This is a genomic window from Armatimonadota bacterium, from assembly GCA_016125185.1.
Taxonomy (GTDB): Bacteria; Armatimonadota; Fimbriimonadia; order Fimbriimonadales; family Fimbriimonadaceae; genus Fimbriimonas.
Genome location: WGMG01000005.1, coordinates 46014 through 71686, shown reverse-complemented (window position 1 = coordinate 71686; position 25673 = coordinate 46014). Strand labels below are relative to the sequence as shown.

Genomic DNA, 25673 nt, shown 5'->3' with positions numbered 1-25673 from the left:
CATGAACCTGATCTCTTCGACCAAAACTGAATCTTCGTCTCTCGGCACGTCGGCGACAAAAGTGTGGGCATCCAATAGCTCTCGCGTTGGAATCCGCATCCATGCTTCGTCCGGCAATTCTGCCAATCTCCTTGTGACCGCAGTACCGGCTGGGGCTTCAGCACCGACGCTCTCTGTCGCGACCGCCATGTACGAACTCTCGCCGGGCCAAACGCTCGATGGCGGCAATGAATTTAACGGTAGCGTCGACTTGTACGTCGCGATGACGACTGGCTCTGGGGCGTACAACGCGTACGAGGTCCAGAACTGATGAGCCGCGTATCCGGGCCGGATCAGACATCCGGGAACGTCAGCGGGCCGACTCTTTACACGCCTCCATCAGGGCTCAGTGGGGCCGGACTTTCAATGATTCGTGGCATCATGAAAAACGCGAAGGCCGGAGCTGAGTCGGTCGTCATTGTGGCGCTTGGTGACTCGAAGACCGAGACGGCGAACCCTAATGCTACGATTGCCCCGTCTCGCATGGCATGGACGGCAATTGTTAACGAAGAACTATCCACTTACACTGGGCATCAGGTTTTTGATGTTCCCTTCAGCTATAACAGCGGTGGTGGCGTCGCGCTAATGCCCTCAATGACCAAGACCGGAACGGACAGCCCTGGAAATGTTGGCACCGATACAATGCGACAGCGCGTGATTTCCTCGGGCGGTTCACTGGCCTATTACTTCCCGACCGGTCTAGACCATCTAGGTTTCACTCTTTGCTCAGCTCCTGGTGTGTCGGGTTCGTTCGGGTGCTCCGTTTACACGGGCGACGTGACCAGTACAATTCCTACCTATGGCACGACCACCAACCGGGTCGCGCACCTTGCAACTGACCCGACGAAATACGCGAGTTCTTACTCGTGGGACGGGGGGTGGGGGCAAACCGCCAATATTACGATGGACGCAAATGGCGTGCAGTTCGGGAAGGCGAATAATATCTTCTTTGTTCCTTCGGGCTTTGAGGCTATGAGTGCTGGCGTTTCTTCCGGAGCCGGCTGTACGGTCGTCTTCTATGCCGGAAATACGCCGGTAGGATGTGGTCGGTTCGTCGGCAAGGTTGGCGGAACAACCTTCAACGATAAATATGCAGTCTGTGTGAATGAAGGTCACTACGGCGAGGCTCGGGACATGTATGTTGACGGTACCTCGTCACCGACCTCGACGTACTATGGCAACACTTACGGGCTATTCCGGTTCTGGAACAACGCGCTTCGATGGCTCAAAAAGTACCAACCATGGCAACGGAACCCGTCTAGCCCTACAACGGTCGATCTTGGACGGAACATGGCTGGCGACAATGCCATCGTTACCTATAGTGAATATACAAATGTGGGCTCAACGGTGGATACCTTCGGGTGGTCGTCCACTCACCCAGATTCGGGAGAAATTGCGGCGGCGGTCGGGAGAGTTCAATCGCTCGTTCAACAGGCGGCCACCGAGGGTGTTCCGTTCGTGTTCTTCGAGCTTACGCCGATCACGGAATACTCGGCCTACAACGACTATATGGAGGCGATGAAAGCGATGATCGAAGCCGAGCCAAACGGCGTTTGGGCCAGCTATCCGACGTTTCTTGCCGACCAATACGGTGTCTCCGTTGCGACGATGAGGACACGGACCGGCTACAAGAAATACCTGTCTTCGGCCCGCGTTGTTTCCGCCGACACTTCCGACCTCCACGCTTCAGCTCAGGAAACGCAGGCGTTAGGCCGTTTCTTCGCGTTCTGTCTCACGTACCAAGGATAAGTCGTGAAACGACTTCCATTTGTTCTTTTTGTCGTCCTTAGAGCGCTTGGTTGGGCCCGCACCTTGACCATGCCTCAATTCGACTCTCTAGCCCGGATTTATAGCGTTTGCCCGCGTCGTCCTCCCCTCCAAGGTCGCCCAATATTTCCCAGCCGTCGTCGATGCGACGACCTTGCGTCCCACCCATCCTCGCTCCAGCATCACCCTCACGGCATCGTCCAGGGAGCTAACTTTCAAATAGGCCATTCAACATGACAACCATCGAAGCAACAAAAGTCTCAAACGTCTCGCTGACGACGACTCCGACCAAGATTTGGGCGTCATCTTCAGCCAGGGTCGGTATCGAAGTCCACGCCGACAGTTCCAATGCTGGAATCCTCTGCCTTGCCCGTGTGCCAGTTGGCACCACCGCGCCGATTCGACCGGACACCGAGCTTTCGGCCAGTCAAACCTTCGAGGGCGACGCCCGATGGAATACCTCCTACGACGTGTACTGGTGGATGTCGTCGGGAACCGGCGTCGGCGACGCCAAGGAAATTCAGAACTGATGAGCCGCGTATCCGGGCCAAACCAAACGTCCGGGAGCGTCAGCGGGCCCACGCGCAAGGGTTCCGAATATCCCGCTGGTTTCGCTTATCCGGCTTTCCTGAATGCCTTCGATACATCGCCTCGTTGCATTTGGGCTTCTCAGGGTGAATACCTCGCTGACGACACCGGAGCTACGACCACAAAGCAGTATTTTTCGACTCGAGTCAAGGCCCGAATTGCTGGCGGACGGTGGCTTGCGCTTGCGCCCGTCTACTTTGGTGGCAAGCAGTACGCGACCAGAAGCCCAGTAGGGAACAGCACGCCAAAATGCACCATTGCCTTTGCTTTAGAACTTGCGAATGGAACCTTGAGCCCGGCAGATTATACGTGTCCAAATACTGGCGGAAGCGTTCAAACGGGAACATTTGGCGGGACGACGGACGGGATTTTACGTCCCGGAGACTTGCTCGTTGGTGACTTCATCTACGCTTCTGCGTTCGGCCTCGACTACTTCGAGTGGACCGACCGCGCCTTGTGGCCCTGGATTCGTACGGCCTACAGTAAGGGCTCTGCAACGGATTCGTTGGGGGTTGTAACGATATCCGAATACAACTATCCGTGGAACAATCAGTACGCCGAAGCGTCGAGCTACTCGGCGGCAAAAACGCTTATCGCCACGAGCGGTATTTCGAGCTATAACAGCGGCGTTGACCACTGGGGGTCGGGCGATACGTCGCTCCCGTCCTGTCTTGGATTCATCGGTATCCCGATGGATGGTCAAAAAGCGATGGTGTTCTTTGGAACGTCGATCCTCGACGGCGATGGGGCGGTCAGCAAGCAATGGGGCGGCGTAAACCCTGCCAACAATTCCCCAGCGAACTACGACCAACTTGGCTTCCCGTCCGCCTATGCTCAATCTCTGACCACGCAGGTGGCGGTCCTCAACTTCGGAGTGGGTGCGTCGGCCGCAATGAACCTTTGGGCGATGTCCGGAACGAGTCCCGACTGGATTACCAACACCGAGGATGTGGCGCTCCAAAAGGCGACGATCTCGAAGCTCCTGAAGTGGTTCGACATCACGACCGTCTATGACCCGAATAACGATACTGAATCGACGCTGATCGGCTGCTACTACAACTTTTCTTCCACGGCGCGGGCGTCGAATCCTAAGATCAAGGTCTACGGAATCAAGGTGCCGAACGGCGGCGTGAAGGAGGATGGGACGACAACCGCCTACAGCTCGGGCGGCCTCGATGCGAAGTATGCAGACATGGACACCGCTCTGTCCAATGGTTGGATCCACGGTATTTGGGACCTTCAAGAGGGAACCAAGGTTTTCCCAGACCTGGGAACCCAATACAGCGGAACCACAACCAGCAGCGGAAGCATGACGACCCTCAACGATTCGGGGGCCACGTGGCAACGAAATCAATGGACCAACTCTTTCGTCAACATCGGCGGTACCAAGAAGCTGATTTCATCCAATACTCGTACGCAGCTCACCTTCGCCACGTTTGCCTCTTCTGTCCTGTCGGGTACAGCCTATTCGATTGAAGGGAACACGAGCGGCGATCAGTTGCACCCCAACACCGTAGGCCAAGCCTATCTTGGCGCCTTACTGAAGCAGAGGATCGACGCTACCGAGTCCATTCCCTACTTCACAAGGACCCAGTGACTAAGAACCCAGTGACTTAGGATAACGAGAAAAGGAACCCAACCAAGAAACGCAATAACTGCGACCAATGAGCCGAAAATGAGCAACATTCCAAGCATTTGGGGACGGGTTTCACCAACAAATCCAAACGCTCTATCCATGAAACGCTTCACCTTTCTCCTCGTCCTCGTCCTTGCTGCGGTGGGATCGGCATCCCAAACGCCGAGTTCTGTTTCTAGCTTGCGAGCTCCGGTCGGGGGGAACCTCGGCGTTATCCGGCCCGCTCACGTCGCCCAAGATTTTCCTGCCGTTGTCGATGCGGCATCGTTCATCGCCTCCGGCGGCGAGGTACGCGTGAATCCGGCGTTGCACGAATGCGACTGGGACCCTGCGCAGCCGTTCGATTATCGAAGCGTCGATGCCTTCGTTTCGGTTATCCGGACGCACAAGTTCCGGTCCATCTGGCCGGTGGCGCTGTGCCCGCATCCTTCGTCGCTGTGGCATGCCGGGGCGGACTGGTGGATGCCGGACGCATCCGTCTGGCCAAAGCTGATCGAGGTCGAAAAGCAGTATGTCCAGCACGTCGAGGACGCCCTGCGATCGAGCGGTTGCGAGTTGCCGACGTGGGAGATTTGGAACGAGCCGGACGGCCTGGCGCTCAATCCTCCGATGCCAGTCAAGCCGGGTGGGTCGAGCTCGACGCAGTTCGGCGAATGGGACCCTCGGCTGCATAAGCTCCTAAAGCTCGAGACGACGATGCTCCGCTCGCTAGGTATCCCGACGAGCCGGATTGCCACCCCCGCGCTGTCCGCTTTTCGGGAATCTCGCGAGGCGCCAGCCCTGCTTTCGGCTATCCCGCCGAAGGAATCGGATTGGCTGTCGGACTGCGGCGTGGTCCAGATTCACGCCCTCTTCACCGCGTCGTATGCGACCAGTTTCGACCAGGCAAAGACTGGCTTCTCGTCGTGCCTCGACCGCATCGATTTCCTGGTGTCGCACATGCCGGGCTATGCGGGCAAGCCGGTTCTCGCCTCCGAGGTGTACGTCACGCCGTACGGATGTGGTCGCCTTCCGCTCGATGCCGACCTCACGCCGTACCGACGCTTGACGGTCGACCTGATGCGATCAAAGCGGTGGCGCATCTGCGTGTGGGGACTTTTGCCCGACTCGCCGAGCATCACCGACCCCGGATCGCGGTTTGGTCCCTGGGGCCCATCGATCATGGCCATCGAGAATCGCGTAGCGAAGTGATTTTTTGACGCTTGCTAAGGACCAACTACAACTCGCCCCTCTCTGGAGGGGCGGCTTTTTTGTGCCTGCGCCCTAAATAAATCGCGAGGTCCTAGGAGGACTCCCAAGCTGTCTTTGACTTAACGCTTCGCGGTACTTCTGTAGAGCCTGTTCGCGTCCACTGATGCTCGACATATCAACGGAAAATTCAAATGGCACCGAAGCGTCCTTGGCAACGATCAAGCCGCGAAATTCGTGTTTACCCTCGAGATTGTTTGTGTGAAACTTGATAGAGACAAAGCGAATCCCAGACTTTGGAAAGAGCTTAAGATCGGGACTCGAATGCACGATCACCGAGCCATCGATCATCATGTTGTCATCATCCAAAGAAGTCTGTCCAGTCTTCCTGGCAAGGTTGCCATCTGTCGAGAACCGAGTACCATTCGGGCACGAAGTTAGCACGACCGCAAATTCGGATACGAGCACTTGACCGACATTGAGGATCGTATATTCGATGGTGACTCGATAAGATGGATCGGGGCTCTTTGTGCTAAGGCCTTCAAAGATGACGTCGGTTTTTGTGGTTCGAAGTTCAAGCTCTGGTCGGGCGGTGGCCAACATCAGGGCTCTGACCAAGCCATGATCCATTGCGATCGCACTCTCCCCGTTGCGCCAGTAGTAACGTTTATCGCCATTAAACGTGCACATAACCGGTTTAACCTTGGCGGGAGGCACATACGTAACTGCAAATCCGACCCCGTTTTCCAACGGAACCGCAGTGGTTTCGATTTCGGTTGCTGGTTCGACGATGTTGAGAGAAACGTCATTGATTACGTCCCGAACTTTCTCACAGTGAGGAAACGGCCAAGCGGCCATCGGCTGGTTCTTCCTGCACTCTACACCCCAAACAATAATGCCGCCAGCTTGATTGGCGAAAGCGCTGACATTCTCCGCGAGATGAACTCGAAGGTCCTTTGGGAAGGAACCATCTTGCACAGTCATCCCCTTGTCGTTGAGTTGCTTGAACTCCAGATTCGCCGATTCGCCAATGTTGTTGGCGACCGCCTTCATGATCTCACTTGCCGCATCAGGTCCCATGAATCGCCGTCGAAGTTCAGACAGGTCCGCAATCATTATTCTCCTATCAGCTTACGACACTTCTCTTGTCAAGGTTCGTTATCCCGTTCCAATCGATGTACCTCCCTGCTTGGCACGAGGAATTTGGCATGGCCGTCACGGTCCTACCCATGAGAACCTAAGATTTTAGGCCCTGTTGTTCGTCACGGTCAGTGGAAACTATCCTACACTTCGCTGTTACCAAATCCGGCACACTCAAATTTGAAACCTGATAGAATAGTCTAGGCGACATCCTGTCGTGGATTTGAATTCGATTTGTAGGAATTGAGATGGGTAGACCGCGTTTTTCGCCGTTTGTTTATGGTGCTTTAGGCGCTTTGACATTTCTGGTTGGAGTGCACGGATGGCCATACGCTAAGCAGGCTTACGAGTCGATCAAGGAAGAACTACAGAGCCATTCGGTGCCAGAGCAAGAAAAGGCTGTGCCAGAAAAATCCGACTCGCGTCCGATTAGTTCGAAGCCTTTGAGTTCGAACGATACTAAACCATCAGCTCCGTTAAAGGGATCCGAGGCAAGTAAGAAAGTAAATCTCGGAGGCAACGCAAATTCCGACCAAAAGACAACCCGTGATATTGTTGTCTCACTAGTCGGCGACAAAAAGAATACAGGTGAATCGCCTTTAGGTGTAAACGCTGGCGCATACGCCGGGGACGGTGCAAATTCACATCAAATGACACCAAATAACTGGCTTATCTACCGTACATCCAGGGATGAAGGATCTGGCGGAAGTGGGGCCTATGTCGAGGGAAGTATTACTTATTTTGATGTCTCAAAAGTTCCTATCTATATCATATGGAGCGACAATAATCGGCTTTATGATCAGTGGACCGAGACTGGAGTAGATATAGATAGTCGTATCTACGATCCACCGCGACGACAGGTGCCTAATAGTTGGAGTTTGGTGCCAAGCTCATTACCTCAAAGTCCAAACTGGCTAATCTCGTACAATGCTATCGCACCCACCGTATTAAGCAGTCCCGAAAACGTGGTCCCGATTGCGGGCCAGGTTGCCCTGGTCCTTATGTCTGTTCTCGGGCTGGGCTACGAGTTCTTTGCCCTGGCCACTAAGCGGACTCTGATTTCCAACACAGTTTGGATGGCCGTTGCAGGGTATGCGCCGATTGCTTGGTTTGGCGGGATGGTCACGATCTTCGACGTCTACCAGATCATGAGCTATCCCAAGCCGCCCTACGTTCTGTTCATGCTGGTGGGCTGGCTGATCGTGTTGACGCATTTCTTCTGGCAAGCAAATCAGGTTTATGTCAAGCAGGCACGCGACGATACCCGAGCAGTGGTCGAAGTAGGCGAGAACTTAGCATTGGCGCAAGAGGAAATGGAACCCTCCAAGCCGTGATTAAGACCAAGACTGTTTTGGTGCTAGGGGCAGGAGCGAGCATCCCGTATGGATTCCCATCTGGAAAGAGCCTCGTAGAGCATATCCTTGAATTAGATCCTTACACATACATCAACAGGGGCGTAGACACCGACACCAAAGGATTGCAGAATCTTCAGTCTCGATTACGAAAATCTGGAAGTGACTCAATAGACCTCTTCATAGAGAAGAATCCAACTTTTGCCGAAATCGCAAAGATCGCAATTGTGGTCGCTATCACTCGCTGCGAAGAAGAGAGCGTCCGCAGATTTGAGAGTGGGGAGAGCAATTGGTATCAGTACCTTTGGTCTAGGATGACGGAAGGTGCAGCTTCCCATCCCGACGTGCTCGAAAACGACCTTGCGGTGATAACCTTCAACTACGATACGTCTCTAGAAAACTTCCTATATTCAAGATATCTCCATGCATATGAATCGTGTAAGCCAACAGATGCCAATTTATTGCTTGATCAAATTCCGGTCCTGCACGTGTTCGGTACGACCGGCGGGCATCCTATTGCGGGGGGTAGATTATTCGGTGAGGGCCCTTATGTTGGCCAATCAAGGGATATATTTGCCACCTCCGAGAGTTTGCTGACGATTAGTGAGGCAAAAAGAGTGGATTCTGGCCATCTCTCAAGGATCCAAGAGAAATTGAACTCTGCCGAACGGCTAGTAATTCTCGGGTTCGGATATCACCGTGAGAATCTTGACTTGCTGGGACTCACCGGCTCAGTCCATGGAGGCGTACCAGCGCGGTATTTTAGCGCTTTCAATGAACCCGCGTCTCGGCTTAACAAACTAATGTCCGTTCTTCGAGATAAGAGTCGAAACTTTTCAAATGTATGGCCGATTCGAGATCTTCCCGAAGGGGTCAATTTGAGAAGCCTTGATTGTCTTAACTTTTTGATTGAAACAAGTGCATTGATCGAATGATCCCTGTCGGACGGGTGTTTTCCAGCGTCACTTGGTACAGCAACACTCAAAAATGATCCCGATTTGTGTCGGGGGGAATTGAACCCCCAGCCAAACGGCTGTGAGCCGTCCATTCTGTTCAAATCACGCGAGAATGACTCCCTGGGCCAGCAAACCGAATGCAGTTGCTAGGCATCTTCTTAGGCAATGAATCTCCAACTCTCGTTTTTCCGTGGCCCGCAGGCTCCTAACGTATAACGATCATCGAGCAAAGGGGCAATCCAACGCCACACTTCAACGTCCGGTGTGGACCCCTCGAATGCCCGCATCACCGCTCGTGATGCGACCTGTTCCGCGCGAATAAATTCGCGCAGTCCCAAAGGCCCCGGCTAATCCTGGGCCCATTTGGTCACTCGTCCGCGAAAGTTTCCGACCACTTCGCCGCACGGCATCGTCGCGTTAAACAGGCCGCTGGGAATGTTGATCATCTCATCGGGGTCCGAACACCAATCTCCGTCGTTGGCTGGGTTCGCAGGAAACAGAAGGTGAACAGGGATGAATGTAACGAGCCGAGCGTAGCCGACTTTGAACTGGACCATCTTGGCGTGGCCATCGAAAAAGACGTTGTTGAAGCGGCCGCCGTGGACCAATTCATGGTTGGTCGTGCCCGCCCATGTCGTCAGTCCGGTATTCATCGAGTTGGTGTACCAGGTGCGGTCGTGGGTGTCCGAGAATGCAAACATGCTGGCTGGTGCCACCACCACGCTCTCGTTTCTGCCGATAGCGCCCTGCCAATCGTTATCCACCTGGTAGCGATCCATGAGCCCGCCCTCAAAATCTCCATTTCGAAACATCTGAAGCGGCCCCCAGTTGAATCCATAGCCGATACACCGAGACGTGTCGCCGTTGCCAGGATCGCCGTTGCATCCCGTCTGAGTTCGATCGGGGCAATAGAACAAGTCCTGATTCTTGGTGTAAGGCATGATATGGTTCCAGACATCGTAATAGATGCCGGTATTCGAGTCTTGGTAGGCGCTGGGAACAACGCCATCGACGTCGGTCATGTAGAGCATCAGCGCCATGCCCTGTTGCTTAGAGTTGCTGAGGCAGGCGGTACGCTTCGCGCTCTCCTTGGCTTGGGCGAAAACGGGGAACAGAATAGCGGCGAGAATCGCAATGATGGCGATGACAACTAACAGCTCGATAAGAGTAAATGCACGACGAATCATTAAGAAGACAGGATAACCACGTCGCCGAGCGAGTCTTTGGGGCCTAGGAAATATCGCGGCGGCATATTGGACCACTCAGCCAATACCCGGTCAAATCTTGTCGAACTTTTTTGGCCTTTGGCGCATCGAATCCCGAGAAACGTCCCTGCATCTCTTGCCGAACGGCGCGCGACCGTATAATCGAAGAAGCACCCCATGCCCAAGCCCGCCGAATCGGAAGAGTCCCTGAAGGAGTACGGCTCCACCATGCGCCAAAACCGGCTTCTGCTCGGCCTTAGCTTGCGCGATGCTGCCGAGAAGGCGGGGGTCAGCAAGAACACGATCATTCGCATGGAAGCGGGCCTACCGGTGAATTGGTCGACTCACGTGAAAGTTTCGCGAGCTTATGGGCGGGTGCCGGCATCTCCGCAGAACCGTCAAACCAAGGTGGTGTCTGGACAGTTTTACTGCAAGCAGCCGCTGGAGACGCGCGCTTGGCTGCCGGTACGCATTGGCAAGGATGGAGCGGCCGAGGTGTTCAAAAACTCGGAGCAAATCGACCAGCAAGAGCGCAACCGGATGGGTTGGTACCATCTGGCGACGCACTTCATTTCGCCGCTCCGGTGCCGCCGGGAAGGGTCTCGATACATTGCGATGATCACCGAGATTTTTGCTCCGACTGACGTTTCCGAGGACGTGTCGGGTGAGCGGTTCGTGTTGGGCCTTCGCGGTTCGGTGCTGGTGCATGTCGGATCAGAGACGTTCGAGTTGAGTGAGGGAGAGGCGGCGACGATCGACTCGACCCAGCCGACCGGATTCGAACCGCTAACTCCGATCTCTATTGGCGCGGAGGCCCCCCTGCTTCTCCACGTCGTCCTGCCCTAGATGTGGGGCGATCTGGTGCGCCTCACGACGATGGCTTAGCCATATTTCGATCCTGCCCAGAGAATAGCTTGGCGCGAACAGAGGGGATGACAAAGCTCGGGCCGTTTTTTGAACGGCTTATAATAAGTCTGGGGAATGGTCGAAATACCTTGCGGAACCGTCACCTTTGTATTCACTGATATCGAGCGACTCGTCGGCGGGGCCTAAGAATCCAGCAGTCGCCTCTCAAACAGGTCGTAGCGTCCCTTTTGGCTTTCTTCTTTCAATGCCCACGCTCTAATTAAGTCAAGGTCAATCTTCGGTCGTATGGCGTGAGCCACGGCAACAGCCTGATCCAATGCGCTGAAGTCAGAGTGAGTAGGAGCAAGGAAGTGAGTTAAGCGATCTCGCACGCAATCAGTTGGAGAGAGAATGTCCAGTCGATATCCTGTATCGGGATTAACCAACCTTGTGGGAGCAATGTCATAGTCTCCTCCGATTGCCAGTGGACCGGGAGGAAACTCAAGAGTCCAGGAAAAGTTGGGATGCTTGTACTGCCTGTGTTTCTCATAGAAGCCAAGATTTGTCAAAAGTGGTGAGAGCCCATCGTAATATTCGAGAATGAAGTCGAGGTCGTGGGATTGATACGCCTCGGGAGCATAGATGACCGCCGCTCCGCCACCGCTAAGGACTGCCTTCGCCCCATCGGCAATAAAGGTTTCTCCAACGCAAAACGCAAGATCGGAGATTGAAATTCCAGGTTCTAGCTTCACAGTTCCTTCCCCATCCTGCGCGGGCGTCGTCGCTTTTTGGCGAGCATCTTCTGGAGAACGACGTCCTCGGTTCCCAGCTTTCGCAACAACTCTTTCAATTCCTCTGCCGCAAAATAGTTTGGATTAAGCGTAATCACGCGGGCGCCGCCAAACATCCTGGTCACCACCACGCCCACAGTTTCAAAACCGGCCACCGCCTCCTGAATTCGGCTGACGCTACGCCCCAGGAGCTGGGCCAGCTCGCTCGCATACGTCTCATTCAGCAGATAGATCGCGAGGAGAACTCTTGTCTTCGCCTCACTGCCAAACAGCCCCGGTTCTTTCGTTCCGTTCTCCATACGGCTATTATTACCCGAAAAACGGTAAGCATTACCCGATAATCGGTAGATGGTGGTCAGCCGCTTATAATGAATCTGGGGAATGGTCGAAATACCTTGCGGAACCGTCACCTTTGTATTCACTGATATCGAGGGGAGCACCCGCCTTTGGCAAGAATCGCCAGAGGCGATGAAAGTCGCGCTTGAGCTTCACGACGTTCTGCTCCGCAAAACCATCGAGCAGCACGGCGGCTATGTTTTCAAGACCGTCGGCGATGCCTCGAATGCCTGCATCACCGCCTGCGACGCCCTCGAAGCGATCCCTTCATTCTCAAGAATCGGGAATTCGGCTCTGAGCTTGCCGCTCACCGCTCCTTGATTCTGCCGAATCGAGCGGATCATGCGGTCGAGGTCGTGCGAGGACCCCTCGATGACTTCGTTCAGCGCCTTTCGGGCGTTGGTGTGGCCAAGCAGGTAGCGGGCCTCCTCCACCATTTCGGTTTCGATACCTTGGCGAACGACCCGGGCGAGGTACGCCACGTGGTTGGTCAGGTCGGGATAGCGGAGCGGGATGAGGGCGTCGTCGTAGGCGTCGAACGCGAAATTGGAGATCACGCCGTCCTCGTAGGTCACCTCTTGCCCGAACCGATACTGGCCCTGGTAGTGGGCCATAAAGGGCTTGGAGAACTGCTCCAGGACGCGGTCGTAGTCGGGCATCGCCGAATTAATCACCGACGAAACGGGAATGATGAATGGGTCGGCAATCTCTCCGTCTCGGCGGAAAACATCGTTGATCAAATATCTGGAAACCCGGCCGTTGCCGTCGGAGAGCGGATGGATGTATACGAACAGGAACGAGAGGATGGCCGCCCTCACGATCGAATTCGCGTGTCTTGTCCGAAGGTCGAGGGTGCGAAGTTCGTTGAGCAGTCGTTCGAGTTCGTTGTAATGCGGACCAATGTAGTGCACCGTCTGCCCGGCTAAACGTTGCTCTCCCACAAAAATCGGCGAGCGGCGCAGGCCATAACGGGTTGCATTCTCGCCGAGAATCGCTCTCTGGAGGTTTTCGAGGGCCTGGATATCAAAGGGATTCTCGTACCGACCGGTAAATTCAGCGATCGCCCGGGCGAACCGCTGGGTGCGGTCGGTATCGTCCTGTTCATGCTCGATGGCGAAGCTGGCCCGGCTCTCTTTGGTGGTGAGCCAGACGGCGCTTTTGAGAAGGAGGTCGGCGCCGAATTCCCGTTCGAGCTCCTGCCACTGGGCCCTAATGTCGTAGCGCATGGCCTCCTTCACCTCGTCGGTCAGGAGGACGGTCGGGGTCGCCCACGAGGTGCCCGGCAGATTATGTCGAACCCGCCAGCGCTGGTCATTAGTCGCGATCGAGCTCGTAAAGTAGCGGTCGGGCTCGAGCGCGTCGACGTATCCCCCGTTGGAAACGCCCTCGAAGTCGAGTTCCAAGCCGGTGAGGTGCTCGTAGAAAAATCCGGCCCGGCGAGCATATTTGCCCGTCGGTGCCGAACGAATCCATCCCGCAAGCTCGTTGGAATCGATGGTCCGGAAGAGTCGGTAGAAAAATTCGAGGTGGACGGCCTCGTGGCGAAACATGAATTCCAGGTGCCCAGCGATGGTGTTGGGCGGTTGGTACTGGGGAGGGAACTGATTCCTCCAGATTCCAGATTCAAAATGACGCAGGCGCGACGCGCCGATCTTGCTTTGATACCGCAAGGGTTGAACCGGCTCGATGCCGTATTCTTTTGCCAGCCATGCTCCGCCGATCAGTGCCATTTCGTTAATCTAGGTCCTAATATTGACAATTTCGGTAATGTTCTCGTAATTTTGATAACTTTCCTTATCATTTTCTCTAAAACAGTAACGTCACTGAAATGATACGCTAAAAATGAAACTAGCCTGCTATTTCGCTAAAAATCGCCTTCGGCGTGCCAAACCATGCGCAAAAAGCCAAAACCGAAAGCCGCGTGACCCGAGCGTCGGCACCGACGACTCGCAAACCGAACGGCTTATAATAAGTCTGGGGAATGGTCGAAATACCTTGCGGAACCGTCACCTTTGTATTCACTGATATCGAGGGGAGCACCCGCCTTTGGCAAGAATCGCCAGAGGCGATGAAAGTCGCGCTAGAGCTTCACGACGTTCTGCTCCGCAAAACCATCGAGCAACACGGCGGCTATGTTTTCAAGACCGTCGGCGACGCCTTCTGCGCCGCGTTTCAGTCTCCGACCGCCTCGGTCGCGGCCGTCCTGGAGATTCAAAAGCGGCTCAAAGCCGCTGACTGGCCACCGGGCGCGACGATCCGGGTTCGGGCATCGGTTCACACCGGAGAGGCGCATCAGCGCGACGGCGACTACTTCGGCGTCACGCTCAGCGTGGTGGGACGCCTGCTCTCGGCTGGGCACGGCGGCCAAGTTCTGGTCTCAGGCGCGGCAAGCGAAGCCGTCCAAAACCAACTGCCGGAACAAGCCGGACTTCGCTCGATGGGCACCCATCGCCTCCGCGACCTCTCGCACCCCGACGAGGTTTTCCAACTCGACCACCCCGACCTCGACCAGGAGTTTCCCGCTCTTGCGACGCTGGATAACCGGCCCAACAATCTCCCCCGACCCCGCACCAGCTTCATTGGTCGTGAGCTCGAACGGCTCGACCTGGAAGTTTTGAGCACCAAAGCTCAGCTTCTCACCCTGACTGGCATGGGCGGCACCGGCAAAACCCGCCTCGCCATCGAGTTTGCCGCCGACCAGGTGGGGCGGTTTGCCCACGGCGTTTGGTTCGTCGATCTCGCCCCGTTAGCCGACCCCGAGCTCGTCCCTAATGCCGTGGCCGACGTGTTCAAATATCGGTCGGAGGAAGGGCGAACGATGACCCAAACCTTGGTCGAGAGACTCAAAGACAAGGCGATGCTGATCGTCATCGACAACTGCGAGCATGTGCTGGATGCCTCGGCGGAGCTCATCGACGAAGTGCTTCATGCGTGCCCAAATCTGCGCCTTGTGGCTACCAGCCGCGAGGCCCTCGGCATCTCGGGGGAGCAGGTGTACCGAGTTCGGTCGTTGGCAACGCCGAAGCCCAATGTGGACGCCTCCGTTCTGGCCGATTGCGATTCGGTACAGCTCTTCGTCGAGCGCGCCCGTCTGGCCCGGCACGACTTCCGAGTCACGGACGCGAACGCCCCAGCGGTGGCCTCGATCTGTTCGCGCTTGGATGGCATTCCTCTGGCCATCGAACTCGCCGCCGCTCGTCTCCGTTCGATGTCGGCCCAGGACATTTCCAGTCGGTTGGATCAGAAGTTCCGTCTGCTGACAGGCGGGTCGAAAACGGCGTTGAAGCGTCAACAGACCCTAGAGGGCCTGATCGATTGGTCGTACAACCTTCTACAGGAGGCGGAGCAGGAGTTGCTTTTGCGCCTGAGCGTTTTTCGCGGCGGATGGACGGTGCGGCTGGCCGAGCGGGTGTGCAGCGACGACATCGTGGATGAGTTCGACGTCCTCGACCTGCTCTCCAATTTAGTGGAAAAATCGCTGATTTTCTTGGAAGGAGACAGCGAAACCAGCCGGTACCGAATACTGGAAACCGTGCGCGACTATGCGTCGGAAAAGCTCGTGGGGAGTAGGGCCGATGTGTGGCGAGATCGTCATTTGGAAGCCATCACCCAACTGGCCGAAGAAGGCGACCGGCTGTTTCATGGGCCCGATCAAGCCAAGTGGCAAGAGGCTATTTCGGCGGAGACCGACAATATCCGCGCCGCCCTCATGTGGGCGAGCGACGACCCCGAGCGGGCGGAGACCGCCTTACGGCTCATTGGCTTTATGCGCATCTTTTGGAGTCGAGGAAGCCGTTTTCAAGAGGGATACGAATGGGCGACAGCCTTCCTTCAGACGACGCCCGGTGAACCACGGACCCGCGCTCAAGCGCTGATGACGGCATCGGCGATGGCGGGCCCGCTGGGCAGATATTCCGAGTCGATAGATCACCTCGACGAAGCGTTAGCCATTGCTCGCCAGGTGGGTGACAAGCTTTTGGAGACTGCCGCCGTGCGGGCCATGGCCAACCACCAAATCGTGCTAGGAGAGTTTGAGAAGGCGGTGCCGCTGCTTCGCGATTCACTCAAGGCTGAGCGCGAGGTCGGCAACAAGATCGGCGAGGCCGCTGTTCTCCGCAGCCTAGGTGCGGCGGTGTGCCAACTTGGCGACGATATCGAATCTGAAGCCCTCCTTCGAGAGGCAATTTCGAAGGCGAAGGAGATCGGGGACACCGACGCTCCGCCCGCCAATTTTGGCAACCTCGGGTATCTGCTCTACACAATGGGTCGATTCGAAGAATCGGCCGAAGTCCAGTTGGAGGCTTTGCGGCTGGCAGAGGAAAATCACCATCCTCGAATGGCGGCAAGGTCGGCTCAGAATCTTTCGGCGACGTTGTTGGAGCTTGGCGATGTGGACGGAGCTCGGCGGTATTTGTCGGCAGCCCTCCGGTTTGCCTCGGAGAACAGTGTGCTGCGCCTCATGGCGGATGCGCTGGAAGTGCTGGCTACACTCTTGGTTCGGACTCAGGGGAGCTTGGTGGATGCGGCCAAGGCATACGGCAAAGCGGATAGCCTTCGGGAACAGACCAGGGCGGAGCTTCCGCAGAAGCTGATGGCGCGTCGGTCGGCGACGGAAGGCGCTGTGCGCTCGGCGATCGGGGATGCGGCTTTCGAGGAGGCTTATCGGTTGGGTCAGGGAATGAGCTTGGAGGACGCGGCGGGTCTGTGAGGGGTGGAGTGGTCAACGGTGACTGGGAGTTGTGAGCGTCCCATCCTTTTGCCACCGACGTCGAGGATTCTCAAATTCGACGACAGCCTGATAAAATGTAACCGATAAGCGATGGACGAACCAAAGAAGACTCCAACCGCGTTCATTTCTTATTCGTGGGATGACGACACTCACAAAGATTGGGTGCGAGAACTAGCCACTCGTCTGCGAAACGATGGCGTAGAGACTATTCTCGACCAATGGCACTCGGTGCCTGGCGACCAGGTTCCGCACTTCATGGAGCAGGCGGTTGCCGACAACGATTTCGTCGTCATCATCTGCACTCCAAAATACAAGGTTCGGGCTGATGAGAGGAAGGGCGCAGTCGCTTACGAAGGCGATATCATCACCAGCGAAATCCTGTACGACGAGAACCATCGAAAGTTCATCCCCGTGATTGCATCGGGCGACAAGGGGACCTCTTTGCCGATCTATGCCAGGGGCAAATACTTTATCGACCTCGCTAGACGACCTTACTCGGAAGACAACTACCAAGAGCTTCTGCGGGCCTTGCACAAGGTTCGGCCCGAGATTCCGCCGGTCGGTTTGTCGCCGTTCGCTCCGAAACCTTCGGCGGTACCCAACAAACTTTGGATGCTTCCCAACCGACCGACGCCGTACTTTACCGGGCAGGAGGAGGTGCTGACGGAGGTGCATACCAAGCTGGCGACGGGGCATGTGAGCCTCGGTCAGGCGGCGGGGCTGGTGGGCGAGGGCGGCATCGGCAAGACGGAGATTGCCTTGCAGTACTGCCAACGGTTTGCCGACGAGTACGAGCGAGTGTTTTGGTTTAGCGGACGCGACCGGGCGGCATTGCAGACGGACTTGGCGCGAGCGTGTGAGCGGACGTTTGGCAAGGATGACGGGCTGGAGGGTCAGCCGAACGTGGGTCTGCAACGGGCGTTGCGAATGCGGGAGACTTTGCGCGAGATGAGCGAATGCCTGGTCGTGCTGGACAACGTGGACGACCTGGAGGGGTTGCGTGCTCAGGATGAGGCGGCAGCCAAGGAGTTGGGACAGGATGTCGGGTTCATCGACGCCTTGCTCAACCTTCATGGTCCGCATGTGCTGATTACCTCGCGGCGGGAGCATTGGGGACAACTGGCGACGACGATTCGCGTTGAGAAGTTGCCGGAAGAGGAAGGAGCGTTGATGTTCTTGCGCCGGGCATTGAACCGAGAAAAGGCTTCGTTCGATTCGTTTTCGAAAGAGGATCGGGCGGCGGCGCTGGAGTTGAGCCGCGACGTAGACGGCTATCAGCTTGCCCTGGACCAAGCAGGGGCGACGGCGTTTGCTTATCAGTGGAGACCGGCGAAGTACTTGGCCGAGTTTCGCGCGCGCTTTGCCGAACTTTCGAAAGAAGCGGCCGACGGTTTGGGTCTGAAGCACGAGCCGGCCTACGCAACCGTCGAGCTTTCGCTGAAGCATCTAGACGAAGCGTGCCCACAGGCAGGGCAATTGGTGCGGTGGTGTGCGTACCTGCCACCGGACGGCATTCCACCCGAGATTTTTCGCGTCAAGTACGGTGAGGTCGTCGAATCGTTGCAAGGGATGTCGCTGGACAACGTGATCCTTGCCGCGCGGAACCAATCACTGATCCATGTCGATTCCGAGCACGATTTGCTGACGATGCACCGCCACCTTCAGCGCATCGTCCGCCTGCTCGATTCGGGTGCAGAGGATGGAGAACCGAAGCGGTACGAAGCGTTAGCGTGGGCGGCAGACTTAGCTGATCCTGGCCAAGAATTCGAAGACTGGCAAGCCCGCGAGCGTCTGGTTCCGGTTTGGCGCTTCCTCGCCGAGCGAGCGCCGGAATCCGAAGCCGTGATTCAATGCTTATACATCATCGCCGATCATGGCTTTCAGGCATGGGGCGGGATCGGCATACTGGCCGAAGCCGAACGAGCGTACCGTCTGGCGGAACGGCTTCTGCCCGAATCGGATCGATGGCGACTCTTGGCCTTGAGTGTCTACGGATCGATCCTCGATGCCCACGGTCGCTACACCGAAGCATCTGCTCTGCATGAGGCCGCAGTTCGACTTTCTGGAGAGAACCTTGGCGAAAGAGACAGGAACACGTTGACGGCTAAAGGCAACCTGGCCAGGACCTATAGTGCGCTTGGCCGTCACGAAGAGGCGTTGAACCTTCAAAAGGAAGTTCTGGAGTTAAGGACCGAGATTCTTGGTCCGCGCGATCCCCGCACCCTGGCGGCGATGAATAACCTGGCTTCCACTTACAGCGAACTTGGCCGTCATGAAGAAGCCTTGAAGCTGATGGAAGAAGTACTGGAGTTAAGGACCGAGATTTCCGGTCCACGCCACCCTGACACCTTAACGGCGATGAATAACCTGGCTTCCACTTACGTCGAACTTGGCCGTCATGAAGAAGCCTTGAAGCTGATGGAAGAAGTACTGGAGTTAAGGACCGAGATTTCCGGTCCGCGCCATCCCGAAACCCTGTCGGCGATGAACAACCTAGCTTGGACCTATTGGAATCTGGGGCGGCGAGACGAGGCGATCGCTCTTATGCGAAAAGTGATCGATAGCAGTCTTGAAGTTCTTAACCCTGACCACCCGCGTATTAAGATGTCCCAGGCGAGTTTGGCGGTGATGTTGGATGCCGTGAACCGTGAACCGGGAACGGGGCCGTAAACCGGGAGCGTTATGGGTCGGCGAGCCAGTCGAGGAATTGGTGGACCATCTTGGCTTCGAATCGGGTGGTGAGTCCGGTGTGGTGGGCGTAGAGGAAGTTTTCGGGCGGTGCGGTTTGCGCGAGACTTGTCTCGCTGCGTTGGAGGGCGGGCGTCACGAAGTTCCCGCCCAGCCCAATATTGCGTTCCTTGAGAAGAGGAGGAGAATTGCACAATATTTTTCTTGTGCAATGTAAATCTTGTCTTTTCTAGTTTTTGGCTCATCATGAGCCGGGGCCGGGTGGCTTTGGTGGACAAGATGTGGGTTGCTCAATGAGCGGGACAACCCCGGACCGCACCCTCAGCGCCGAGGCTCAGGGCGAACGCATGAATCTTTGATCAGAGGTTTTGAGGGTTCAAAGGGAGTTGCTCGCGTAGCACCGAAGCAGGGTCAAAACCATCTCCCCTCCAAAGCTTGGAGGGGTGTCGCGAAGCGACGGGGTGGATGACCTTTTGTGACCGCCATAATGGCGGGGTCGCCCCGGTACTCGGGACTCCTTGGACTTTCTTCGTGTGCGGGACAATTCCCGGGGTGCAAGCACCCCGGGCTAAGCTCTGCGACCTCTCCGAGGTCGTTGTTGGACGGTAGGGGCGCAGGGCGCAGAGTACAGAAAGCAGAGCGCGGGAGGTCAGGCGATTTGGAGTGCGTCCCGAGGATCGGGACGCTTTGGCACGTCGCTGGACCCCGCCGAGCGAAGAGAGGAAGAGCCCTTGGAAAATAGTGCCACAAAGGCACTATTTTCTGAGGATGACGCGAAGCGGAATCGGGGCGAGACTTGTCTCGCGGGGTTGGAGGTTGGGCGCCACGCCCGCCAAAGGGGCTTCGCCCGGGTCGCCCCGATACTCGGGACTCCTCGGACTTTTCTTGCCTCGACCTTCTACCCAGCCCGGTTGGGCTGGGCTAAGTTAGAACGGGCCTTCAGCCCTGCATTGGTCAGTGTTTGTGCGCTTGGTGGATGGAGCGCCGGGTCTGGATTTCTATCCCCAGTCCCGATTCTCGGGACTCCTCGGGCCCTTTGCTGATACGGGACAATTCCCGGGGTGCAAGCACCCCGGGCTAAGCTCTGCGACCTCTCCGAGGTCGTTCCAAGACAAGTAGGGGCACTGCATAAACAGTGGCGCTGAGCACAGAAGGCAGGCAAAGGGTGTGATTCGCTAGGTCTAGGAACATCCAAGGAATCCTGCCACAAAGGCAGAAATGTAGTGGCCGGTGAGAGAATCGAACCGGGGGATAGTCGATGGCCTCTTTTCGACCGAGCAGTCCCTTAATCTCAGACACTCCCGCGTGGTTCTCTTGTTATTGCGGAGGTTTGTCATCTATCCCACGGTTCGATTCTCTCACCGATCCCTTCGCCAAGGGATAGCCTCGTTTTACGAAGGCTTAAGGCTTAAGGCTTAAGGCTTAAGGCTTAAGGCTTACGGCTTCGCCTAAGGTCGGCTCAGCCACTCCACATGAATCCTGCCACAAAGGCAGGCTCCATTGCGGACCAGGGAGTAGCGCGGTTATTCGGAATCCGGAGTCTGGTCGGTGCATCACCATACACGGACTATTCCAAAATGGCGAATTGGTATGAACTTCGTTCAAGCGTACTAGCCACGCTACTTCCCGGGGGGAGTCGCTGAACGCAGTGAAGCGGTGGGGAGGATTCATTGATTTGCACCCCGCACTCCTTTCGTATACTTGTCTTCCTGGCGGGCGTGACGCCTACTACCCAGCACTGGTGACCCTCCAACCTCGGACTTCGGCAAAAAGGCAGACGTCTTTACCAGGGCCGCGTCAAACTATGGTGGGCAGGATGCCCACCCTCCCAATGGGCCGCACTCCTTTGATCGGTCACGACAATGGATTTTCCCCTCCCTTTTTCGCATTGCGAGAAACCGGAGAGGGAATGGGCCCTACCAGCCAGCGAAGCAGGCTTGAGCACCCCCAAAGTGGGTTCGGCAGAAAGTAGAAAGCCCTTGCCCTCAATCGTCCCGTCCCACAAAGACATGGCCACCGCAAGCGAGAAGATGTCGTCCACCTAACCGACCACCCACGAACCAGGGGAGCTATAATCCATCTATGCTGTCGAGCCGAGCCCGGTATGCCACGCGGGCTCTCTTGGACCTCAGTCTTCAGTATCCGGGAGGGCCGATCCTCATTCAGGATATCGCCGACCGGCAAAAGGTGCCCCTCAAATATCTCCAGCAGATTCTGCTCGATCTCAAGCAGGCCGGCTTCCTCACCAGTCGAAAAGGGCCGGGCGGCGGCTACTGCCTGGCGGTGGCTCCCGAGGACATCACCCTCGGTCAAGTCCTTGCCGCCATGGACGGCGCCGTTGTCGATTTGAGCTGCAATGTGTCCGGCAACTTTAACGATTGTGGTTGTCCAAACCCGTCGACCTGCGCCATCCGCAACGCCCTCGACGAAGTCGCCAAGGCGATGCTGGGAGTCCTGAACGAAACGACCTTCGCCGATCTTCGCGATCGACAGCGCAAAGCTGACGAAGGCCAGGACGAGATTCTCAATTACATCATTTAGGCGTCGCGCCGATTTTCCTTCGTTTGTTAACTTTCAAATCGAATTCGTAGGCCATTTGTGCCGTATTGAGGTTTAATCTAATACTCTATGGACTAAATAGTCTATTCTGGAGAGACGATGAATTTCGGAAGTCAGCTTGGGTTGCCCGCGCTCACCCTCTTCGCCGTATCGGCGGGGCTGATCTTCCTGGGTCCGAAGGATGCTCCGGCCGCTAGCCGGGGCAAAAGCGGAGCGATTCGCGTTGCCTACTTTCCCAACATCACCCACGCGCCCGGTCTGATCGGGATCGGAAAAGGGATTTGGCAACGGGACCTGGCGGGCTACCGGGTGGAACCGATGGTGGTCAACGCGGGACCCGAGGCGATCGAAGCGCTCTTGGCCAAAGAAATCGACTTTAGCTTCGTCGGCCCCAGTCCGGCGGTCAATGCCTATCTGAAATCCAACGGGAAGGCGTTGCGGATCATCTCGGGGGCGTGCCTGGGTGGCGCGTCGCTGATTCGGCGGGCCGATGTCCAAATCTCCGGCGTCCGCGATTTGGACGGCAAGCGCGTGGCGGTGCCTCAGCTTGGCGGAACCCAGGACGTTTCTTGCCGCTATTTCCTCAGTCAGAACGGCCTACGGGCAAAAGAGCGCGGGGGCACGGTCGAGATTGCGCCGATCAAAAACCCCGACATTCTCGCTCTCTTTCTCCAAAAACAGGTTGACGCGGCCTGGGTCCCCGAACCCTGGGCGGCCCGCATCAAGAAGGAGGCGGGAGCTAAGACCGTCGTCGACGAGCGCGATCTTTGGCCGGAAGGGAAGTTCAGCACAACGGTGCTGGTGGTCCGTGCCGAGTTTGCCGACGCCCACCCGGATGTCGTGACCAACGTCTTGCGGGCCCACCTCGACACCCTCGAATGGATTCGGCAACACGATGCGGAGGCCAAGGTGGCGGTCAACTCGGAGCTGAAGCGGCTGACGGGCAAGGCGCTGGAGGGCGACGTGCTGAACGAGGCTTGGTCGCATGTTTTGTTCAGCGAGGACCCGAACGAGGAGAGCATCGACAGCTTTGCAAAAGCCGCGACGGTAGCGGGGTACCAAAAGCCGTCCGAGGTCAGCCTTTCAGGATTGATCGATACGCAAGCTCTCACGCGAGCGCGCAAGGATCGCCAACGATGAGTTCTCAACTGGTGATCGAAGGCGTCAACAAGACTTTTAGCAGTCGTGGGCATGTGGTCCAGGCTCTCTCGGATGTTTCGTTAGAGGTCGAGCCAGGCGAAATTGTGATGCTGGTTGGGCCGTCCGGGTGCGGGAAATCGACCTTGCTTAACGTGATCGCCGGCCTTGAAAAAGTGGATTCGGGGCTGCTGACGATCGATGGGCGGCCGATCGAAGGTCCGGGGCCGGACCGAGCCGTCGTATTCCAGGACGGCGCGCTTTTTCCTTGGCTGACGGTGCAGAAGAACGTCGAGTTTGGGCTTCGCCAGTTGGGCGTCTCGGACAAAGAGCGAGCGGAGCGGGCAAGCGAATTTCTGGCCAACGTCGGACTCGCAGGGTTCGAGAATCGGAACATCCACGAGCTTTCGGGTGGCATGCGGCAGCGGGTGGCGATCGCTCGGGCGCTGGTCACCAATCCGAAAGTGGTTTTGATGGACGAGCCGTTTTCCGCCCTCGATGCGCTGACGCGGGAGGACCTGTACGACCAAATGCAGGAGCTTTGGCAGGCTTCGGCGACGAGTGTGATCTTCGTGACCCACAACGTCCGCGAGGCGGTGACGCTCGGCGACCGAGTCGTTTTGATGACGCCCCGACCCGGGCGTATTCAGTCGATTTTCGACGTTCGCATTCTGCGGCCGCGTCAAGTGGACGACGCAGACGTGGCTCGGCTGGCCAAGCGCATCTCGATGGAGATGAAGTACGGCATCGGCATCGACGATGTGTCGGAGGCGATGTACATATGAAGGCGCTCCGCACCGCCCTGTTTTTCGTCTTCCTCATCGCCGCGTGGGCGTTTGTGGCCCAGCGTCAGATCTGGGATTCGACGCTGTTTCCGTCGCCGGCCAAGGTGGCGGGAACCCTGGCGGACCTCGGTCGGGACGGCACGCTCCTGAATGCGACGATTGTGAGCCTGAGGCGGGTGTGCCTGGGCTATGCGATCTCGCTGGGGATCGGGCTGCCGTTGGGAGCCCTGCTGGCCCAGGTCGCATGGATCGAGGATACGGTGGGGGCGCTGGTCAGCGCATTTCAGACGTTGCCCAGCATCTGCTGGCTCCCTCTGGCCTTGCTTTGGTTTGGGCTGAATGACCGCGCGATCCTGTTCGTCATCGTCATGGGGTCGCTGGTTTCCATCGCGATGGCGGTCAAGGATGGCGTTCGCCATCTTCCGCCGAGTTACCTCCGGGCGGCGCGAACCATGGGCACCTCGCCCTTGCGAACCTACACCGAAGTGCTGATTCCGGCTTCCCAACCCGCCCTGCTGACGGCGGCGAAGCTGGGCTGGTCGTATGCCTGGCGCGCATTGATGAGCGGCGAACTGCTGTTCGTCAGCCTCGGCCTGGGGCACATCTTGATGATGGGGCGCGAACTGGCGGATATGAGCCAGGTGCTGGCGGTGATGATCGTCATCATGGCGCTGGGGTTGGGGGCGGAGCATCTGTTCTTCCGTCCGCTCGAGACCCATGTTCGTCAGCGTTGGGGGTTTGCCACATCATGACGACCTTTTCTGTTTCCGTGATTCGACTTCGACGACGCGTCGAGTCACTTGCTTCTCGCCAAACCTTGGGCCGCGCCGTTGCCGCCTCACTTCACCCAACCGGAAAATCGATATGCCCTACGTCGTTTTAGAACCCTGCATCGGAGTCAAGGATAAGTCCTGCGTCACGGTCTGCCCCGTCGACTGCATTTACGAAGGGGAGGACATGGTTTACATCAACCCCGAGGAGTGCATCGACTGCGGACTTTGCGAGTCGGAGTGCCCGGTCAACGCCATCATGATCGACAGCGAAGTGCCCGAGAACTGGCGGCACTACATCGATCTCAACCGTGAGAACGGCTACAAACGTGACTGAGACCGCCTTTACCGACCGACTGGCAGAAGCGCACGCCCGGTACCCATACCGGTCGGATCTTCGCGCCTGGTCCAACCGATTTGTGGCGAGTTCGCTCTCGCTCCTCTTTCCTCATTTTGCCCAGGATGGAGTTCGCATCGAGAACCGATACGACCTGCTGAAAGTGCAGTTGAACGAGGCTCTTAGGGACCTGCGCGAGACCTACCCCACCGTAGGGTTGGAGATCGCCGAGTCCTTCTTGGCGGCTCTGCCGAACGTCTACGAGCTTCTGCTGGAGGATGCCGAGGCGTTTTACCAAAACGACCCGGCGGCCGAGAGCCTGGATGAGATCATACTCGCCTACCCCGGCTTCTATGCCGTCGCCACCCACCGGATCGCGCACACCCTGTATGAGCTTGGCGTGCCGCTCCTGCCGCGGCTATTGGGCGAGCACGCCCATCGGCAAAGCGGGGTGGACATCCATCCGGGCGCATCGATTGGGCGGTCCTTCTTCCTCGACCACGGCACCGGTGTGGTGATCGGCGAGACCTCGACGATCGGCGACCGGGTGAAGATTTACCAAGGCGTGACGCTAGGGGCTCTCCACGTGTACAAACGGCTGGCGAAGGTGAAGCGCCACCCAACCATCGAGGACGAGGTGGTGATTTACGCCCACGCAACGATCTTGGGCGGCGACACCCGCATCGGCGCTGGTTCCGTCATCGGCGGCAATAGCTGGATCACGGAAAGCATTCCTCCCCACTCGGTGGTCAGCCACCGCAACACGGTGCGCAGCACCAACGACCAAACAACCTACGAACTACACGATTTCAACATCTAACCCA

General features: G+C 57.0%; 22 protein-coding genes. 17 read left to right on the top strand and 5 right to left on the bottom strand.

Annotation, left to right across the window (positions count from 1 at the left end; translation table 11 throughout):
• Position 1: 1 nt before the first annotated feature.
• The 5 genes from GC165_07400 (at position 2) to GC165_07380 (ending at position 5221) form a co-directional block, all read left to right on the top strand.
• On the top strand, positions 2-310 hold the full coding sequence (locus tag GC165_07400) for a hypothetical protein (GenBank protein ID MBI1332690.1): 309 nt from the start codon (positions 2-4) through the stop codon (positions 308-310).
• Positions 310-1788 (top strand): hypothetical protein, encoded by a 1479-nt coding sequence (locus GC165_07395; GenBank protein ID MBI1332689.1) that lies wholly within the window; start codon positions 310-312, stop codon positions 1786-1788. The genes GC165_07400 and GC165_07395 overlap by 1 nt, the downstream gene beginning before the upstream one ends.
• A 251-nt stretch (positions 1789-2039) precedes the next feature.
• Positions 2040-2336, top strand: a complete 297-nt coding sequence (locus GC165_07390) for a hypothetical protein (protein ID MBI1332688.1) — start codon at positions 2040-2042, stop codon at positions 2334-2336.
• Complete coding sequence (locus tag GC165_07385) at positions 2336-3991, top strand: hypothetical protein (GenBank protein ID MBI1332687.1); 1656 nt, start codon at positions 2336-2338, stop codon at positions 3989-3991. The genes GC165_07390 and GC165_07385 overlap by 1 nt, the downstream gene beginning before the upstream one ends.
• 138 nt (positions 3992-4129) lie before the next feature.
• Positions 4130-5221, top strand: coding sequence for a hypothetical protein (locus GC165_07380; GenBank protein MBI1332686.1), 1092 nt, complete (start codon positions 4130-4132; stop codon positions 5219-5221).
• A gap of 72 nt (positions 5222-5293) precedes the next feature.
• On the opposite strand, the gene GC165_07375 is transcribed toward GC165_07380, so the two are convergent.
• Complete coding sequence (locus GC165_07375) at positions 5294-6334, bottom strand: hypothetical protein (GenBank protein MBI1332685.1); 1041 nt, start codon at positions 6332-6334, stop codon at positions 5294-5296.
• Between the two features lie 272 nt (positions 6335-6606).
• Between GC165_07375 and GC165_07370 the strand changes: the two genes are divergently transcribed.
• Together GC165_07370 and GC165_07365 are read left to right on the top strand one after the other, a co-directional pair.
• The gene (locus tag GC165_07370; GenBank protein ID MBI1332684.1) at positions 6607-7692 is read left to right on the top strand and encodes a hypothetical protein; all 1086 of its coding nucleotides are present in this window, start codon (positions 6607-6609) and stop codon (positions 7690-7692) included.
• Positions 7689-8645, top strand: a complete 957-nt coding sequence (locus GC165_07365) for a hypothetical protein (GenBank protein ID MBI1332683.1) — start codon at positions 7689-7691, stop codon at positions 8643-8645. The genes GC165_07370 and GC165_07365 overlap by 4 nt, the downstream gene beginning before the upstream one ends.
• Positions 8646-9013: 368 nt before the next feature.
• Here the strand turns inward: GC165_07365 and GC165_07360 are convergent, their stop codons facing one another.
• Positions 9014-9853 (bottom strand): prepilin-type N-terminal cleavage/methylation domain-containing protein, encoded by an 840-nt coding sequence (locus GC165_07360; protein MBI1332682.1) that lies wholly within the window; start codon positions 9851-9853, stop codon positions 9014-9016.
• A gap of 246 nt (positions 9854-10099) precedes the next feature.
• Between GC165_07360 and GC165_07355 the strand changes: the two genes are divergently transcribed.
• Complete coding sequence (locus tag GC165_07355) at positions 10100-10717, top strand: helix-turn-helix domain-containing protein (GenBank protein MBI1332681.1); 618 nt, start codon at positions 10100-10102, stop codon at positions 10715-10717.
• Between the two features lie 203 nt (positions 10718-10920).
• Here GC165_07355 and GC165_07350 read toward each other — a convergent pair whose 3' ends face one another.
• Positions 10921-11469 (bottom strand): hypothetical protein, encoded by a 549-nt coding sequence (locus GC165_07350; protein MBI1332680.1) that lies wholly within the window; start codon positions 11467-11469, stop codon positions 10921-10923.
• Positions 11466-11807 carry a hypothetical protein gene (locus GC165_07345; GenBank protein ID MBI1332679.1) on the bottom strand — a complete coding sequence of 114 codons (342 nt, stop codon included), beginning with the start codon at positions 11805-11807 and terminating at the stop codon, positions 11466-11468. Before GC165_07345 ends, GC165_07350 begins: the two co-directional genes overlap by 4 nt.
• Before the next feature lie 82 nt (positions 11808-11889).
• Here GC165_07345 and GC165_07340 point away from each other — a divergent pair, with 82 nt between their 5' ends.
• Complete coding sequence (locus GC165_07340; GenBank protein ID MBI1332678.1) at positions 11890-12165, top strand: hypothetical protein; 276 nt, start codon at positions 11890-11892, stop codon at positions 12163-12165.
• Here the strand turns inward: GC165_07340 and GC165_07335 are convergent.
• Positions 12039-13574, bottom strand: a complete 1536-nt coding sequence (locus GC165_07335; protein MBI1332677.1) for a cell filamentation protein Fic — start codon at positions 13572-13574, stop codon at positions 12039-12041. The two genes, GC165_07340 and GC165_07335, sit on opposite strands and share 127 nt — an antisense overlap.
• 251 nt (positions 13575-13825) lie before the next feature.
• On the opposite strand from GC165_07335, the gene GC165_07330 reads away from it, so the two are divergent.
• The 8 genes from GC165_07330 (at position 13826) to GC165_07295 (ending at position 25669) form a co-directional block, all read left to right on the top strand.
• The gene (locus tag GC165_07330) at positions 13826-16552 is read left to right on the top strand and encodes a tetratricopeptide repeat protein (GenBank protein MBI1332676.1); all 2727 of its coding nucleotides are present in this window, start codon (positions 13826-13828) and stop codon (positions 16550-16552) included.
• A 111-nt stretch (positions 16553-16663) separates the two neighbouring features.
• Positions 16664-19243, top strand: a complete 2580-nt coding sequence (locus tag GC165_07325; protein ID MBI1332675.1) for a tetratricopeptide repeat protein — start codon at positions 16664-16666, stop codon at positions 19241-19243.
• Between the two features lie 2100 nt (positions 19244-21343).
• Positions 21344-21802, top strand: a complete 459-nt coding sequence (locus GC165_07320) for an Rrf2 family transcriptional regulator (protein ID MBI1332674.1) — start codon at positions 21344-21346, stop codon at positions 21800-21802.
• 117 nt (positions 21803-21919) lie between these two features.
• Positions 21920-22960 carry an aliphatic sulfonate ABC transporter substrate-binding protein gene (locus tag GC165_07315; protein ID MBI1332673.1) on the top strand — a complete coding sequence of 347 codons (1041 nt, stop codon included), beginning with the start codon at positions 21920-21922 and terminating at the stop codon, positions 22958-22960.
• Positions 22957-23742, top strand: a complete 786-nt coding sequence (locus GC165_07310) for an ATP-binding cassette domain-containing protein (GenBank protein MBI1332672.1) — start codon at positions 22957-22959, stop codon at positions 23740-23742. Before GC165_07315 ends, GC165_07310 begins: the two co-directional genes overlap by 4 nt.
• Positions 23739-24494: an ABC transporter permease subunit gene (locus GC165_07305; protein ID MBI1332671.1), complete on the top strand. Its 756-nt coding sequence runs from the start codon at positions 23739-23741 to the stop codon at positions 24492-24494. Before GC165_07310 ends, GC165_07305 begins: the two co-directional genes overlap by 4 nt.
• A gap of 112 nt (positions 24495-24606) precedes the next feature.
• Entirely contained in the window at positions 24607-24849 is a 243-nt protein-coding gene (locus GC165_07300) for a 4Fe-4S dicluster domain-containing protein (protein ID MBI1332670.1), read from the top strand.
• A complete protein-coding gene (locus GC165_07295; protein MBI1332669.1) occupies positions 24842-25669 on the top strand; it encodes a serine acetyltransferase in 828 nt (275 codons plus the stop codon). Before GC165_07300 ends, GC165_07295 begins: the two co-directional genes overlap by 8 nt.
• Positions 25670-25673 lie beyond the last annotated feature (4 nt).